Source organism: Erwinia sp. 9145, from assembly GCF_000745075.1.
Classification (GTDB): domain Bacteria; phylum Pseudomonadota; class Gammaproteobacteria; order Enterobacterales; family Enterobacteriaceae; genus Erwinia; species Erwinia oleae.
The window spans coordinates 2,010,250-2,025,078 of the sequence record NZ_JQNE01000001.1 but is presented as its reverse complement, the minus strand read 5'-3'; the positions used below and the strand labels follow the sequence as shown (position 1 = coordinate 2,025,078).

The window sequence follows — 14,829 nt, the reverse complement described above, 5'->3', positions numbered from 1 at the left end:
AGGATAAATCCGTCAGGGTTCCACTGGTATACTCACTTCGTTTTTTAAACTCGACATATCAAGTAATAACTTGAACGGCCTAACAGAGAGGTACTTTGATGTCTGCCTATAAGTCCAAAGTAAAAAAAGCGGTAATCCCCGTTGCAGGACTGGGAACGCGTATGCTGCCAGCAACTAAAGCTATTCCTAAAGAAATGTTGCCACTGGTTGATAAGCCGCTAATTCAGTATGTCGTAAACGAGTGTATTGCCGCAGGCATTAATGAGATCGTACTGGTTACGCATTCTTCAAAAAACTCTATCGAAAACCATTTCGATACCAGTTTCGAACTCGAAGCCATGTTGGAAAAGCGCGTCAAGCGTCAGCTGCTGGAAGAAATTCAGTCTATTTGCCCACCGCATGTCACCATCATGCAGGTGCGTCAGGGGCTGGCAAAAGGGCTTGGCCACGCGGTGATGTGTGCGCATCCGGTTATCGGTGACGAACCTGTCGCTGTTATCCTGCCAGACGTTATCATCGACGAATACGAATCCAACCTGGCGAAAGAAAACCTGGCTGACATGATCCGTCGCTTTGAAGAAACCGGCAACAGCCAGATCATGGTTGAGCCCGTCGCTGACGTGACCGCTTACGGCGTGGTGGATTGCCAGGGCGCACAGCTTAACCCAGGCGAAAGCGCACCAATGGTCGGCGTGGTGGAAAAACCTAAAGCAGATAAAGCGCCGTCAAATCTGGCAGTAGTGGGCCGTTATGTGCTCTCTGCTGACATCTGGCCTCTGCTGGCGAAGACACCTCCAGGCGCGGGTGACGAAATTCAGCTGACCGACTCGATCGCTATGCTGATGGATAAAGAGACTGTAGAAGCTTACCATCTTAAAGGCATCAGCCATGACTGTGGTAACAAGCTCGGCTATATGCAGGCGTTTGTAGAGTATGGCGTGCGCCATAATTCGCTGGGCAGCGACTTTAAAGAGTGGCTCGAAAGCACCGTTGGTAATAAAAAGTAAGTTTAATTTTAACCGGGACAATTCAATGAAAGTCACCGTATTTGGTATCGGCTATGTCGGTCTGGTTCAGGCTGCGGTTTTAGCTGAAGTCGGACATGACGTTCTTTGCATCGATGTTGACGAAAACAAAGTCGACAATCTGAAGAAAGGGATCATTCCAATTTTTGAACCGGGCCTGACGCCGTTGGTTAAGCAAAACTATGAGGCGGGTCGTCTCAAGTTTTCCACTGACGCGAAAGAGGGCGTTAACCACGGTATCATGCAGTTTATCGCGGTTGGTACGCCGCCCGATGAAGACGGTTCCGCAGATCTGAAATATGTTACTGCCGTAGCCCGTACTATTGCACAGCACATGAACGATCATAAGGTTGTGATCGATAAATCAACCGTTCCTGTCGGCACTGCTGACAAGGTTCGCGGCGTGATGGAAGAGACGCTGAAGGGAAGAAACGCTGAGATTGCGTTTGACGTGGTCTCTAACCCTGAATTCCTCAAAGAGGGCGCGGCGGTAAGCGACTGCATGCGTCCTGAACGTATCGTTGTCGGTACGGATAATGACGAGGTTGTTGAGCTTCTGCGCGAGCTTTATGAGCCGTTCAACCGCAACCACGACCGTATGATCCTGATGGATATTCGTAGCGCAGAGCTGACCAAGTACGCGGCAAACTGCATGCTGGCGACAAAAATCAGCTTTATGAACGAGATTTCTAACCTTGCGGAGCGTCTGGGCGCAGACGTTGAGAAAGTTCGTCAGGGTATTGGGTCTGATTCACGCATCGGCTACTCGTTTATCTATCCTGGCTGCGGCTACGGCGGTTCCTGCTTCCCGAAAGACGTGCAGGCGCTGATCCGCACCGCAGAGCAGATTGGTTACAAACCGCGTCTGCTTCAGGCGGTGGAAGACGTTAACGATTCGCAGAAAACCAAGCTGCCAACCTTTATTAAGCGTCACTTCGGCGACAATCTTCAGGGCAAGACCTTTGCACTGTGGGGCCTGTCATTCAAACCGAACACGGACGATATGCGCGAAGCCTCCAGCCGCGTGCTGATGGAAACGCTGTGGGAAGCAGGCGCGACGGTGCAGGCTTTCGATCCGGAAGCAATGGATGAAGCGCAGCGTATCTACGGTCACCGTGACGATCTGAAGCTGATGGGCACCAAAGAAGCGGCCCTTCAGGGCGCTGACGGTCTGGTCATTTGTACCGAATGGCAAAATTTCCGCGCCCCGGATTTTGACGTTATTAAAAATGCTCTGAAAGAAGCCGTGATTTTTGATGGTCGTAACCTGTATGATCCAGAGAGAGTCAGTAAACGCGGTTTTGTTTATTATGCAATCGGCCGCGGAGCTTCTATCCAAATTGCATAATTAACGAGGGCAGTATGAAATATCTGGTTACCGGCGCAGCAGGATTTATCGGCTTTCACGTTACAAACCGTCTGCTGTCGGCCGGTCACCAGGTTGTCGGAATCGACAACCTGAACGATTATTACGATGTCAATCTGAAGCTGGCCCGCCTGGCACAGATCGCCTCTCCCGATTTCACCTTTATAAAACTCGATTTAGCCGACCGCGAAGGCATTGCGGCACTTTTTGCCAGTCAGGGTTTTGAGCGCGTTATTCATTTGGGCGCGCAGGCTGGCGTGCGTTATTCGCTGGACAATCCTCTCGCCTATGCGGACGCGAATCTGATTGGTCACCTGAATATTCTTGAAGGCTGTCGTCACAATAATATTGGCCATCTGCTTTACGCTTCATCAAGCTCTGTTTATGGGCTCAACCGCAAAATGCCATTTTCCACCGATGATTCGGTCGATCATCCGGTTTCGCTCTATGCGGCGACCAAAAAAGCGAATGAGCTGATGTCTCATACCTATTCGCACCTTTATGGCATACCGACTACCGGATTACGCTTTTTCACGGTTTACGGCCCGTGGGGGCGTCCGGATATGGCCTTATTCAAATTCACCAAAGCCATCGTTGCTGGCGAAGCCATTGACGTTTATAACAACGGTCAGATGCGGCGCGACTTTACCTATATTGATGACATTGCCGAAGCGATTTTCCGTCTTCAGGATGTTATTCCGCAGGCTGATGCGCAGTGGACGGTTGAAAACGGCAGTCCGGCGACCAGCTCTGCGCCGTATCGCGTTTATAATATTGGCAACAGCCAGCCGGTGACGCTGATGGCCTATATCAAGGCGTTAGAAAAAGCCCTGGGCAGCGAAGCAGTAAAAAATATGCTGCCAATGCAGCCCGGAGATGTGCTGGAAACCAGCGCCGATACGCAAGCGCTTTATCAGGCCATTGGCTTTAAGCCGCAGACCAGCGTGGAAGAGGGAATATCACGCTTTGTCGGCTGGTACAAAACGTTCTACCAGGTGTAAACCGACTATAAAAAAGGAAGCGTCAGCTTCCTTTTTTATCACGATAAAGAGTAGGGTTTTAATAAAAGACGTTACAGCAGGAAATCGTCCAGCGTTTTGCCTTCTTCATCAATTGCTTTTTTGATTACCGCCGGGGTACGTCCCTGGCCGGTCCATGTTTTGGCCTGGCCGTTCTCATCAACAAATTTATATTTCGCCGGACGAGCGGCACGTTTGGACTTACCGGAAGTTTTAGAGGTACCCAGTACGGCCAGTAATTCATTTGGATCGATGTCGTCGGCAATCAGCATTTCACGATACTGCTGAAGTTTACGGGCTCGCTCTTCGTTTTCAGCCTGAGCATGACTTTCTTCTTCACGACGCTCATTAACCACAACTTCAAGTTTTTCCAGCATCTCTTCCAGAGTTTCCAGCGTACATTCACGCGCCTGTGCACGCAGAGTACGAATATTGTTCAATATTTTTAGTGATTCGCTCATTGTCAAAAATCTCAAATTTATAAATATGTGGGTATGTTTTAGCCCAATAATAATAAGGCGGGAAAAAAGGTTCTGCAATAGCAAATTTCTATCGTTAAATGTCAGCGCTGGCTTAAAAGGTAAATGCATTTCTTGCTAATATTTTGATGTAATTTTAATTATTTGGGAATAGTCAATGTGCTGGAAATGTCGCATTAACGCAACGTTAATACCCTATCCATTAGCGCGTTTTACGATTTATAAATTTTCAGTCAGCATGCCGAGCCGGCAGATAATGTCAGGAAAATATCAGGGAAAATAGTCTTATATTGCTGAATAAATGTGATTTTCATCTTCTCCATTAGTCCTCGACGTTACCGTTTTTTTTGTGAAATTTACAATCTGAATTATTAATAATTTATTTATTACTCTTTCGTATAGCTGGCGGGAACGTCGTATAGCAACTATTAATGTCACGCAGAATCAAGGGGTATATGATACACTGCCGGGCGAAATTTTCTGAACTGCCTATCTGGAGTCGAACAAAATGGCTCAGCTTTATTTTTACTATTCTGCGATGAATGCAGGTAAATCAACGGCGCTCCTACAGTCTTCATATAACTATCAGGAGCGTGGGATGCGAACGCTGGTTTATACGGCAGAAATCGACAACCGCTTTGGTACCGGCAAAGTCAGCTCGCGTATCGGGCTGTCATCACCGGCAAAACTGTATAACAACGCGACGGATCTCTTTGGTGACATTGAAGCCGGGCAGCGGGTCGAGCCGGTGCACTGTGTCTTAATCGACGAAAGCCAGTTTCTGACTCGCGATCAGGTCAAAGCATTATCTGACGTGGTGGATAATCTGGATATCCCTGTTTTGTGTTATGGCCTGCGTACGGATTTTCGCGGCGAGCTTTTTACCGGTAGCCAGTATCTGCTGGCGTGGGCTGACAAACTGATTGAACTGAAAACCGTCTGCCACTGTGGTCGTAAAGCGGGAATGGTGCTGCGCCTCGATCATGAGGGCAAGCCGTATAAAGAAGGGGAGCAGGTCGTCATTGGCGGTAATGAGCGCTACGTGTCGGTTTGCCGCAAGCATTATAAAGCGGCGATTGAGCAGGGATGCATGCGTGCGATACACGGCGAGCATGGCCTGAGGTGATGAAGAACCGTTGCCTGTTGTAAAAAAAAACCGCCTTTCGGCGGTTTTTTACTGAGTTATGCCTTTTTCACTTTTTTAGGCATTTGTTCTTTGACGTTATCAATTGGCTGCTTAACAATCGCTTCGGATACGCTGTCAAATGGCTCGCTGTACTCACGGCCGTAGAAGGTATCCATCATGATTTGTTTCAGCTCTGCAATCAACGGATAGCGTGGGTTAGCACCGGTACACTGGTCGTCGAAGGCATCATCAGCCAGCTTATCAACTTTCGCCAGGAAGTCCGCTTCCTGCACGCCCGCTTCGCGGATTGATTTAGGAATGCCCAACTGCGCTTTCAGATCTTCCAGCCACACCAGCAGTTTCTCGATTTTCTGCGCGGTGCGATCGCCAGGGGCGCTCAGTTTCAGATGGTCAGCCACTTCGGCGTAGCGACGACGCGCCTGTGGACGGTCGTACTGACTGAAAGCCGTCTGCTTGGTTGGATTATCATTAGCGTTATAGCGAATAACGTTGCTGATAAGCAGGGCATTAGCCAGACCGTGCGGAATGTGGAATTCCGAACCGAGCTTGTGCGCCATTGAGTGACATACGCCGAGGAAGGCATTGGCGAAAGCGATACCGGCGATAGTGGCGGCGTTATGAACGCGTTCACGCGCTACCGGGTTTTTCGCGCCTTCGTTGTAGCTTGCCGCCAGGTTTTCCTGGAGCAGCTTCAGCGCCTGAAGTGCCTGTCCATCAGAGTATTCATTTGCCAGAACTGAAACGTACGCTTCCAGCGCGTGCGTCACCGCATCCAGACCACCGAACGCACACAGCGATTTCGGCATATTCATCACCAGGTTAGCGTCAACGATGGCCATATCCGGCGTCAGCGCGTAGTCCGCCAGCGGATATTTCTGACCGGTGGCATCGTCGGTTACCACGGCGAACGGCGTAACTTCTGAACCGGTGCCTGAGGTGGTGGTGATCGCGATCATTTTCGCCTTAACGCCCATTTTCGGGAATTTATAGATACGTTTGCGAATATCCATAAAGCGCAGCGCCAGCTCTTCAAAATGGGTTTCAGGATGTTCATACATCACCCACATGATTTTTGCTGCATCCATTGGTGAACCGCCGCCCAGCGCAATAATAACGTCTGGTTTAAAGGAGTTCATCTGCTCCGCACCTTTACGCACCACGCTCAGCGTTGGATCGGCTTCCACTTCAAAGAACACTTCGGTTTCAATGCCGTGTGATTTGAGGACGTTCACCACCTGATCGACATAGCCGTTGTTGAACAGGAAGCGGTCGGTCACGATAAAGGCGCGTTTTGCGCCATCGCTGGCGACTTCTTCCATGGCAATAGGCAGTGAGCCACGGCGGAAATAGATGGATTTCGGAAGTTTATGCCACAACATATTCTCTGCTCGCTTGGCCACGGTTTTCTTGTTGATCAGATGTTTAGGTCCGACGTTTTCAGAAATGGAGTTACCACCCCATGAACCACAACCCAGCGTCAGTGACGGTGCCAGTTTAAAGTTATACAGGTCGCCGATGCCGCCCTGTGACGCTGGCGTATTGATCAGAATGCGGGCGGTTTTCATCTTGTCGCCAAAGTAGTTGACGCGTTCACGCTCGTTATCCTGATCGGTATAGAGACAGGAGGTGTGGCCGATACCGCCCATCGCCACCAGTTTTTCTGCTTTAACGACCGCGTCTTCAAAGTCTTTCGCGCGATACATGGCAAGGGTAGGAGAGAGTTTTTCGTGAGCAAACGGCTCAGACTCGTCAACGGCCTGCACTTCGCCGATCAAAATTTTGGTGTTGCCCGGCACGTTGAGGCCCGCCATTTCAGCGATTTTCACCGCGGGCTGGCCTACGATAGCCGCATTCAGACCGCCATTTTTCAGGATAATGTCCTGAACGGCTTTCAACTCCTGGCCTTGCAGCATGTAGCCGCCATGGCTGGCAAAACGCTCACGCACGGCATCATAGGCTGAATCCACCACGATCACCGACTGCTCGGAGGCGCAAATAACGCCATTATCGAAGGTCTTAGACATCAGAATCGATGCCACTGCGCGCTTGATGTCAGCCGTCTCATCAATCACTACCGGCGTGTTGCCTGCACCAACGCCGATGGCAGGCTTGCCTGAACTGTAAGCCGCTTTAACCATGCCCGGACCGCCGGTGGCGAGGATCAGGTTAATATCCGGGTGATGCATCAGCTGGTTAGAAAGCTCAACGGAAGGAACGTCAATCCAGCCGATGATGTCTTTAGGCGCGCCGGCGGCGATAGCGGCCTGAAGCACAATGTCTGCCGCTTTGTTGGTGGCGTCTTTTGCACGCGGATGAGGTGAGAAAATGATGCCGTTGCGGGTTTTAAGGCTTATCAAGGCCTTGAAGATTGCGGTGGACGTGGGGTTGGTGGTAGGAACAATACCGCAAATCAGACCGGTGGGTTCAGCAATAGTAATGGTGCCGAAGGTATCGTCCGTATCCAGAATACCGCAGGTTTTTTCGTCCTTGTAGGCGTTGTAGATATATTCAGAAGCAAAGTGGTTTTTAATGACCTTGTCTTCCACAATACCCATGCCTGATTCTGCAACGGCCATTTTGGCCAGCGGAATTCGGGCATCGGCTGCCGCGAGAGCGGCGGCCCGGAATATCTTATCTACCTGTTCTTGAGTGAAGTTGGCATATTCGCGCTGTGCCTTTTTAACACGTTCAACCAGTGCGTTAAGTTCAGCAACATTAGTAACGGCCATAATACTCTCCTGATGAAAGTTAAACTCTATTAGTAAACAGGTCGGAAACCAGCAGTATAGTCATTGAGTGCTAATGTGTTGTTATAAAGCTGTGATGCACTCGTTATATCTGCGATGTATTCCGCATGTTTACTGATAGAGTCTGCACATTCTTCACAGCGTAAAGGGTGTGCTTACTACCCGCTTCCTTTCTCTGAAATTAAGCTTACTCACAATGGAGTAGCGCAATTTTGATCTGGATCAGGTAACACTAACGCTGACTCCATTCAGCGCCTGTGTTTACGCCGTGTGTTGGCAAGATGATTCAGATTGGTTATTCCTGTAAGGAATTGTTAAGTGGCTTTTACTGGGTGTGAAGGGAATGAGTGGTATTTATCGCTGCCGCGGTGGCAAAAATCCAGGTAAATATTCCAGTGAGTGGCGCTGGTAAGCGCACGACTTTTACATTAAATTAGCCGCCAGAAACTACCCCCAGGAGCCTGCATGAACCCGGCACTTTTAGACCTCTCCGGCTATATTAAATTTTTTATTGGTCTGTTTGCTTTAGTGAATCCCATAGGAATAATTCCTGTTTTCATCAGCATGACCAGCTATCAGGTGCCGGCTGCGCGTAACAAAACCAACCTGACCGCTAATCTTTCCGTTGCCATTATTCTCTGGACGTCGCTTTTTCTGGGGGATGGCATCCTGCATATTTTTGGTATCTCCATTGATTCGTTTCGCATTGCCGGCGGCATTCTGGTAGTGACGATTGCCATGTCGATGATTAGCGGCAAATTAGGCGAAGACAAACAGAACAAACAGGAAAAATCAGAAACGGCGATCAGAGAAAGCATCGGCGTGGTCCCGCTGGCGCTACCGCTGATGGCGGGGCCGGGCGCGATCAGCTCAACCATTGTCTGGAGCACGCGCTATCATAGCTGGCAAAATCTTCTGGGGTTCAGCGTGGCGATTGCGCTGTTTGCTTTCAGCTGCTGGGTATTGTTCCGCGCCGCGCCGTTGATGGTGCGCGTGTTGGGTCAAACCGGTATCAACGTCATTACCCGCATTATGGGGCTGTTGTTGATGGCGCTGGGCATTGAATTTGTTGTGACGGGCATGCGAACGCTCTTTCCTGGTCTTGCCGCATAAAGAATTGCACCGAATAAACCTTTTAAAAGCGCATATCCTGCGCTTTTTTTTATCAGCAAACGATCAATGCGCTTATCTGGTGCATTAAATGGGTCGTTTGCACCTTTATGGTGCTTGTTATTCGCAAAACTTAACAGCGAAGCGGTGTCATTAATGTAATTACTGTAAAATTAAAGTAATCAGCGATATAACTTTTAAATGTTACGATCTTCACAAGAAAAAAATGCGATATGGCAGCGTCTGTGCGGTGTTACATGCTGCTTACCCTTCGATAGCTGAATTTTTGCGCCATAAAGCCTGTTTATACAGCGATTTCGCCTGGTTAATGAACACCCTGAAGGCTATCTGCGTAATTACCTGCCTGTTTCCGTTTATAAACATCTACATTTCAACGAGATAGTCGTTAATTTTTTGATTTAAATAATGCTTTCGATTAACGAGCACTCATGATAAAAGAGAAAGAGTTAACATTTTTGCTATTTTTTTTGGCGATTAAATTTTCATTCTGATAATTTTCGGTGGCCTTCCTGATAACTGGCATCGGATGTGCAAAAAGGTCAGCTTTAACGATCTGCATTCAGATCCACTCACACAGGTTAATTGATGAAACCATTCCCGCTTCGTTGTCCGAACCTGTCACAGGCGCTGCTGTTGTCGCTGGGCACTTTTATCGGGTGTGCCACCGCCGCCACCGTACCTGCTGGTACGACGCTGGCAACGGCTCAGTCAATCGTCATTAATAACGGCGGAGAAGTTTCATCGCTCGATTCGCAAAAAGTTGAGGGCGTGCCGGAAAGCAATATCATTATTAATTTGCTGGAAGGACTGGTGACCAGTGACAACAACGGTAAGATTGTGCCTGCCGTCGCCGAAAGCTGGAGCAATGAGGAAAACAGAGTCTGGACGTTCACACTGCGTGATAACGCTAAGTGGTCGAATGGCGAACCGGTGACGGCGCAGGATTTTGTTTACAGCTGGCAGCGACTGGCAGACCCAAAAACCGCTTCGCCTTACGGCAGCTATCTGCAATATGCTCATCTCGACAATATTGACGATATTCTTTCAGGCAAGAAGCCGCCCGACGCGCTTGGCGTGAAAGCGCTGGACGACCATCATCTTCAGGTGACCCTCAGCGAGCCCGTTCCCTATTTCATTGCGCTGGCTTCACATACCGCAATGAAACCTGTTAACCGCGCCGTGCTGGAAAAATGGGGCGATAAATGGACGCAACCAGAGCACTATGTGGGCAATGGCGCCTATACGCTCAGCGAATGGGTGATCAATGAAAAGCTGGTGCTTAAGCGCAATCCACGCTACTGGGACAATGCGAAAACGGTGATTGACCGCGCAACCTTCCTGCCGATCACCTCAGAAACCAGTGACGTGAATCGCTTTCGCAGCGGTGAAATTGATATGACCAACAGCGTGCTGCCGCCGGAGATGTTCGCCACGCTGAAAAAGACCTTAGGGACACAGGTGCGTATCAATCCGCTGCTCTGCACCTTTTATTATGAGCTAAACAATAAGCGCCCGCCGTTTAACGATCCACGCGTGCGCACGGCGGTTAAACTGACGCTCGATCGCAACATCATCACTGAAAAAATCATGGGGCAGGGGCAAATTCCGGCGGGTGGCTTTACGCCGCCGTTTATCAACGGTGCGCACCTGACGGCGCCGGCGTGGCTGGCACTGAGCCAGGATCAGCGCAATAAGATGGCGCGTAAGCTGCTGGAAGAGGCAGGCTATTCGGCTGATAAGCCGCTGAGTTTCACTCTGCTCTACAACACCTCTGACGTGAATAAAAAGCAGGCAATCGCCGCCGCCTCTATGTGGAAAAAGAATCTGGGCGCCAGCGTCACCCTGAATAATCAGGAGTGGAAAACCATGCTGGACACGCGTCATCAGGGCAATTTCGACGTGGCGCGTGCCACCTGGTGCTCCGATTACAACGAGCCTTCCACCTTTCTTAACAGCATGCTGAGCACTTCGACTAACAATACCGCCTTTTATAACAGCAAGGCGTTTGACGCGTTGATGGCGAAGTCGCTTCAGGTTTCGGATAAAGAGCGCGAGGACGTTTACCAACAGGCAGAGCGGCAGTTGGACAGCGACTCGGCTATCGTACCGGTTTACTATCGCGTCAGTGCGCGTCTGGTGAAGCCCTGGGTGGGTGGATTTACCGGTAAAGATCCGCAGGATCTGACCGATATCAAATATTTTTATATTGAACAGCATTAACGATTTGGAGTATTTCTGGCTTGGGTAAAACCGGCCCGATGCGACGTCGTTCCGTCGCGGTGGGCTGCCCGGTTAACGGGGGGACGCTGATGATTTTGACCACATTGGCAATGATAAAAACTGGAGTAGGTAAATAATGACCAACATCACGAAAAAAAGTCTGATTGCGCTTGGCGTTATGACCGCGCTGGCGGGAAATCTGGCGATAGCGGCCAGCGTGCCTGCGGGCGTTGAGCTGGCGGCAAAACAGGAGCTGGTAAAAGGCAACGGCGACGAAGTGCAGTCTCTTGATCCGCACAAAATCGAAGGCGTGCCGGAATCCAACGTCAACCGCGACCTGCTGGAAGGGCTGGTTATCGGTGATGAGCAGGGGCATCCGATCCCTGGCGTGGCGGAGAGCTGGGAAAACAAAGACGGTAAAGTCTGGACTTTCCACCTGCGTAAAAATGCCAAATGGTCTAACGGCGAGCCGGTTACCGCTCAGGATTTCGTTTACAGCTGGCAGCGTCTGGCCGATCCGAAAACCGCATCGCCTTATGCCAGCTACCTGCAATACGGTCACCTGTTGAATATTGATGACATCATCGCCGGCAAGAAAACCCCCGATCAGCTGGGTGTGAAAGCGATTGACGCCAACACGCTGGAAGTCACGCTGAGCGAATCCGTGCCTTACTTCTTCAAGCTGCTGGTTCACCCGTCAATGTCGCCGGTTTACAAACCTGCCATCGACAAGGCCGGTGAAAAATGGACCCAGCCGGAAAACTGGGTGGGCAACGGCGCCTTTAAACTGCAATCTCACGTGATTAACGAACGTATCGAGCTGGTGCGCAACACCGAATACTGGGATAACGCCAACACCAAGCTGGATAAGGTGACCTTCCTGCCGATCCCTTCTGAAGTCAGCGATGTTAACCGCTATTTCAGCAGCGGCGGCAGCGACATGACCTACAACAATATGCCTATCGAGCTGTTCAAAAAGCTTCAGCGCGACAACCCGAAAGAGCTGCATGTTGATCCTTACCTCTGCACCTATTACTACGAAATCAACAACCAGAAAGCGCCGTTTACCGATCCACGCGTTCGCGCTGCCCTGAAGCTGGGTATCGATCGCGATATCATGGTCAATAAAGTGCTGGCGCAGGGCCAGTTGCCTGCTTACAGCTATACGCCACCGGCCACCGACGGCGCCGATCTGGTTAAACCGGAATGGTTCAGCTGGTCGCAGGAAAAACGCAACGCAGAAGCGAAAAAACTGCTGGCGGAAGCGGGCTATACCGCCGACAAGCCGCTGACTTTTGAACTGCTGTACAACACCTCCGATCTGCACAAGAAGCTGGCTATCGCCGCCTCGTCGATCTGGAAGAAAAACCTCGGTGTTAACATTAAGCTCAACAACCAGGAGTGGAAAACCTTCCTCGATACGCGTCATCAGGGCAATTTTGATGTATCCCGCGCGGCCTGGTGTGCGGACTACAATGAGCCAACCTCATTCCTGAACACGATGACCTCTAACAGCAGCAACAATACCTCGCACTACAAATCGGCTGAGTTCGATAAGGCGATTGCCGATGCTGCGAAGGCCAGCGATGACAAATCGCGTAGCGATCTTTACGCCAAAGCCGAACAGATTCTGGATAAAGACTCCACTATCGTTCCGGTTTACTACTACGTTAACGCCCGCCTGGTGAAACCGTACGTAGGCGGTTATACCGGTAAAGATCCGCTGGACAACGTGTACGACAAAAATCTTTATATTATTAAACACTAATGGCAAAAACCGGGAGGCGGTTCACCGCTTCCCGGCGTGTCTATTTTGAGCAGTGCTGAGGCACAAGCCAGCAGGTATGGGCAATGTTAAAGTTTATTCTGCGTCGCGTTCTGGAAGCGATCCCGACGCTACTCATTCTTATTACGATCTCCTTCTTTATGATGCGCCTCGCGCCCGGCAGCCCTTTTACCGGCGAGCGCACGCTGTCGCCTGAAGTGATGGCGAATATTGAAGCGAAATATCACCTCAACGATCCGATCCTGAAACAGTACGGCGACTATCTGTTGCAGCTGGCAAAAGGGGATTTCGGCCCGTCGTTTAAATACAAAGACTATTCGGTCAACTATCTGGTGGGGCATGCGTTTCCGGTTTCGGCGAAGCTGGGACTGGCCGCCTTTGTTCTGGCGGTGATCCTCGGTGTCACCGCCGGCGTGATTGCGGCGTTAAAGCAGAACAGTACCTGGGATTATATTGTAATGGGCGTGGCGATGACCGGGGTGGTCATTCCGAGCTTTGTGGTTGCACCGCTGCTGGTGCTGATATTTGCGATTGCGCTGAAGTGGCTGCCCGGTGGTGGCTGGAACGGTGGTGAAGCGAAGTTCATGATCCTGCCGATGGTGGCGCTGTCGCTGGCCTACATCGCCAGTATCGCGCGTATCACGCGCGGCTCGATGATTGAGGTGCTGCACTCCAACTTTATTCGCACCGCGCGGGCCAAAGGGCTGCCGATGCGACGTATTGTGATGCGCCATGCGCTGAAGCCCGCCATGCTGCCGGTGCTCTCTTACCTCGGCCCGGCCTTTGTCGGCATCATCACCGGCTCGATGGTGATTGAAACCATTTATGGCCTGCCGGGCATTGGTCAGCTTTTTGTTAATGGCGCGCTGAACCGCGACTATTCGCTGGTGCTCAGCCTGACCATTCTGGTCGGCGTGCTGACCATTCTGTTCAACGCCATTGTTGACGTGCTTTATGCCGTCATCGATCCAAAAATTCGCTACTGATATCGGAGCTCGCCATGATCCTGAGTAAAAAGAATAGCGAAGCTCTCGACGCCTTCAGCGAAAAGCTGGAAGTGGAAGGGCGGAGCCTGTGGCAGGATGCCCGACGTCGTTTTATCCATAACCGCGCGGCGCTGGCCAGCCTGATTGTGCTGGTTCTGATTTCGCTGTTTGTCATTTTCGCGCCAATGCTGTCGTCGTTCACCTACGATGATACCGACTGGGCAATGATGTCCGCACCGCCGGATATGATCTCTAAACACTACTTCGGCACCGACTCCTCCGGGCGCGACCTGCTGGTGCGTGTGGCCATTGGCGGACGTATTTCACTGATGGTCGGCATTGCTTCCGCGCTGGTAGCGGTACTGGTCGGCACGCTTTACGGCTCGCTGGCGGGCTATCTGGGCGGCAAAACCGACTCGGTAATGATGCGCCTGCTGGAGATCCTCAACTCCTTTCCCTTTATGTTCTTCGTTATCCTGCTGGTGACCTTCTTTGGCCGCAATATCCTGCTGATCTTCGTTGCCATCGGTCTGGTTTCCTGGCTGGATATGGCGCGTATCGTGCGCGGCCAAACGTTGAGCCTGAAACGCAAGGAGTTTATTGAAGCGGCGCACGTCGGCGGCGTTTCCACCGTCAGCATCGTGCTGCGACATATCGTGCCGAACGTGCTTGGTGTAGTGGTGGTTTATGCCTCGCTGCTGGTGCCCAGCATGATCCTGTTTGAATCCTTCCTCAGCTTTCTGGGGCTGGGCACGCAGGAGCCTTTGAGCAGCTGGGGCGCGCTGCTCAGCGACGGCGCCAACTCAATGGAAGTGTCGCCGTGGTTGCTGCTGTTCCCGGCAGGTTTCCTGGTCGTCACGCTGTTCTGCTTCAACTTTATTGGCGACGGTATGCGTGATGCCCTCGACCCGAAAGATCGTTAA

General features: G+C 50.9%; 11 protein-coding genes. 9 read left to right on the top strand and 2 right to left on the bottom strand.

Features of this window, described 5'->3' with window-relative positions; translation table 11 throughout:
* Positions 1–98: 98 nt before the first annotated feature.
* Genes galU through FA91_RS09825 form a run of 3 tightly spaced genes read left to right on the top strand, consistent with a single transcriptional unit; the run spans position 99 to position 3,392 of the window.
* Positions 99–1,007: a UTP--glucose-1-phosphate uridylyltransferase GalU gene (gene galU / locus FA91_RS09835; RefSeq protein ID WP_034915196.1), complete on the top strand. Its 909-nt coding sequence runs from the start codon at positions 99–101 to the stop codon at positions 1,005–1,007.
* A gap of 25 nt (positions 1,008–1,032) precedes the next feature.
* Entirely contained in the window at positions 1,033–2,373 is a 1,341-nt protein-coding gene (locus tag FA91_RS09830) for a UDP-glucose/GDP-mannose dehydrogenase family protein (RefSeq protein WP_034915193.1), read from the top strand.
* A 14-nt stretch (positions 2,374–2,387) separates the two neighbouring features.
* Positions 2,388–3,392, top strand: a complete 1,005-nt coding sequence (locus FA91_RS09825) for an NAD-dependent epimerase (protein WP_034915191.1) — start codon at positions 2,388–2,390, stop codon at positions 3,390–3,392.
* A 71-nt stretch (positions 3,393–3,463) separates the two neighbouring features.
* On the opposite strand, the gene hns is transcribed toward FA91_RS09825, so the two are convergent.
* Positions 3,464–3,871, bottom strand: a complete 408-nt coding sequence (hns, locus tag FA91_RS09820) for a histone-like nucleoid-structuring protein H-NS (RefSeq protein ID WP_034915188.1) — start codon at positions 3,869–3,871, stop codon at positions 3,464–3,466.
* Positions 3,872–4,397: 526 nt separating this feature from the next.
* On the opposite strand from hns, the gene tdk reads away from it, so the two are divergent.
* A complete protein-coding gene (gene tdk, locus FA91_RS09815) occupies positions 4,398–5,015 on the top strand; it encodes a thymidine kinase (protein ID WP_034915187.1) in 618 nt (205 codons plus the stop codon).
* Between the two features lie 56 nt (positions 5,016–5,071).
* On the opposite strand, the gene adhE is transcribed toward tdk, so the two are convergent.
* Complete coding sequence (adhE, locus tag FA91_RS09810; RefSeq protein WP_034915186.1) at positions 5,072–7,765, bottom strand: bifunctional acetaldehyde-CoA/alcohol dehydrogenase; 2,694 nt, start codon at positions 7,763–7,765, stop codon at positions 5,072–5,074.
* Between the two features lie 483 nt (positions 7,766–8,248).
* Between adhE and FA91_RS09805 the strand changes: the two genes are divergently transcribed.
* The 5 genes from FA91_RS09805 to oppC all read left to right on the top strand — a co-directional run bounded on the left by FA91_RS09805 (position 8,249) and on the right by oppC (position 14,829).
* A complete protein-coding gene (locus tag FA91_RS09805; RefSeq protein ID WP_034915185.1) occupies positions 8,249–8,896 on the top strand; it encodes a YchE family NAAT transporter in 648 nt (215 codons plus the stop codon).
* 603 nt (positions 8,897–9,499) lie between these two features.
* A complete protein-coding gene (locus FA91_RS09800) occupies positions 9,500–11,134 on the top strand; it encodes an ABC transporter substrate-binding protein (protein ID WP_051937126.1) in 1,635 nt (544 codons plus the stop codon).
* A gap of 136 nt (positions 11,135–11,270) precedes the next feature.
* The gene (gene oppA, locus FA91_RS09795) at positions 11,271–12,902 is read left to right on the top strand and encodes an oligopeptide ABC transporter substrate-binding protein OppA (RefSeq protein ID WP_034915182.1); all 1,632 of its coding nucleotides are present in this window, start codon (positions 11,271–11,273) and stop codon (positions 12,900–12,902) included.
* A gap of 83 nt (positions 12,903–12,985) precedes the next feature.
* On the top strand, positions 12,986–13,906 hold the full coding sequence (oppB, locus tag FA91_RS09790) for an oligopeptide ABC transporter permease OppB (protein ID WP_034915180.1): 921 nt from the start codon (positions 12,986–12,988) through the stop codon (positions 13,904–13,906).
* A gap of 14 nt (positions 13,907–13,920) precedes the next feature.
* Positions 13,921–14,829 (top strand): oligopeptide ABC transporter permease OppC, encoded by a 909-nt coding sequence (gene oppC, locus FA91_RS09785; protein WP_034915177.1) that lies wholly within the window; start codon positions 13,921–13,923, stop codon positions 14,827–14,829.

Bases quoted from the DNA above. Each gene is read 5' to 3' on its own strand.
- galU (WP_034915196.1), top strand. From the start codon at position 99: ATGTCTGCCTATAAGTCCAAAGTAAAAAAAGCGGTAATCCCCGTTGCA.
- FA91_RS09830 (WP_034915193.1), top strand. From the start codon at position 1,033: ATGAAAGTCACCGTATTTGGTATCGGCTATGTCGGTCTGGTTCAGGCT.
- FA91_RS09825 (WP_034915191.1), top strand. From the start codon at position 2,388: ATGAAATATCTGGTTACCGGCGCAGCAGGATTTATCGGCTTTCACGTT.
- hns (WP_034915188.1), bottom strand. From the start codon at position 3,871: ATGAGCGAATCACTAAAAATATTGAACAATATTCGTACTCTGCGTGCA.
- tdk (WP_034915187.1), top strand. From the start codon at position 4,398: ATGGCTCAGCTTTATTTTTACTATTCTGCGATGAATGCAGGTAAATCA.
- adhE (WP_034915186.1), bottom strand. From the start codon at position 7,765: ATGGCCGTTACTAATGTTGCTGAACTTAACGCACTGGTTGAACGTGTT.
- FA91_RS09805 (WP_034915185.1), top strand. From the start codon at position 8,249: ATGAACCCGGCACTTTTAGACCTCTCCGGCTATATTAAATTTTTTATT.
- FA91_RS09800 (WP_051937126.1), top strand. From the start codon at position 9,500: ATGAAACCATTCCCGCTTCGTTGTCCGAACCTGTCACAGGCGCTGCTG.
- oppA (WP_034915182.1), top strand. From the start codon at position 11,271: ATGACCAACATCACGAAAAAAAGTCTGATTGCGCTTGGCGTTATGACC.
- oppB (WP_034915180.1), top strand. From the start codon at position 12,986: ATGTTAAAGTTTATTCTGCGTCGCGTTCTGGAAGCGATCCCGACGCTA.
- oppC (WP_034915177.1), top strand. From the start codon at position 13,921: ATGATCCTGAGTAAAAAGAATAGCGAAGCTCTCGACGCCTTCAGCGAA.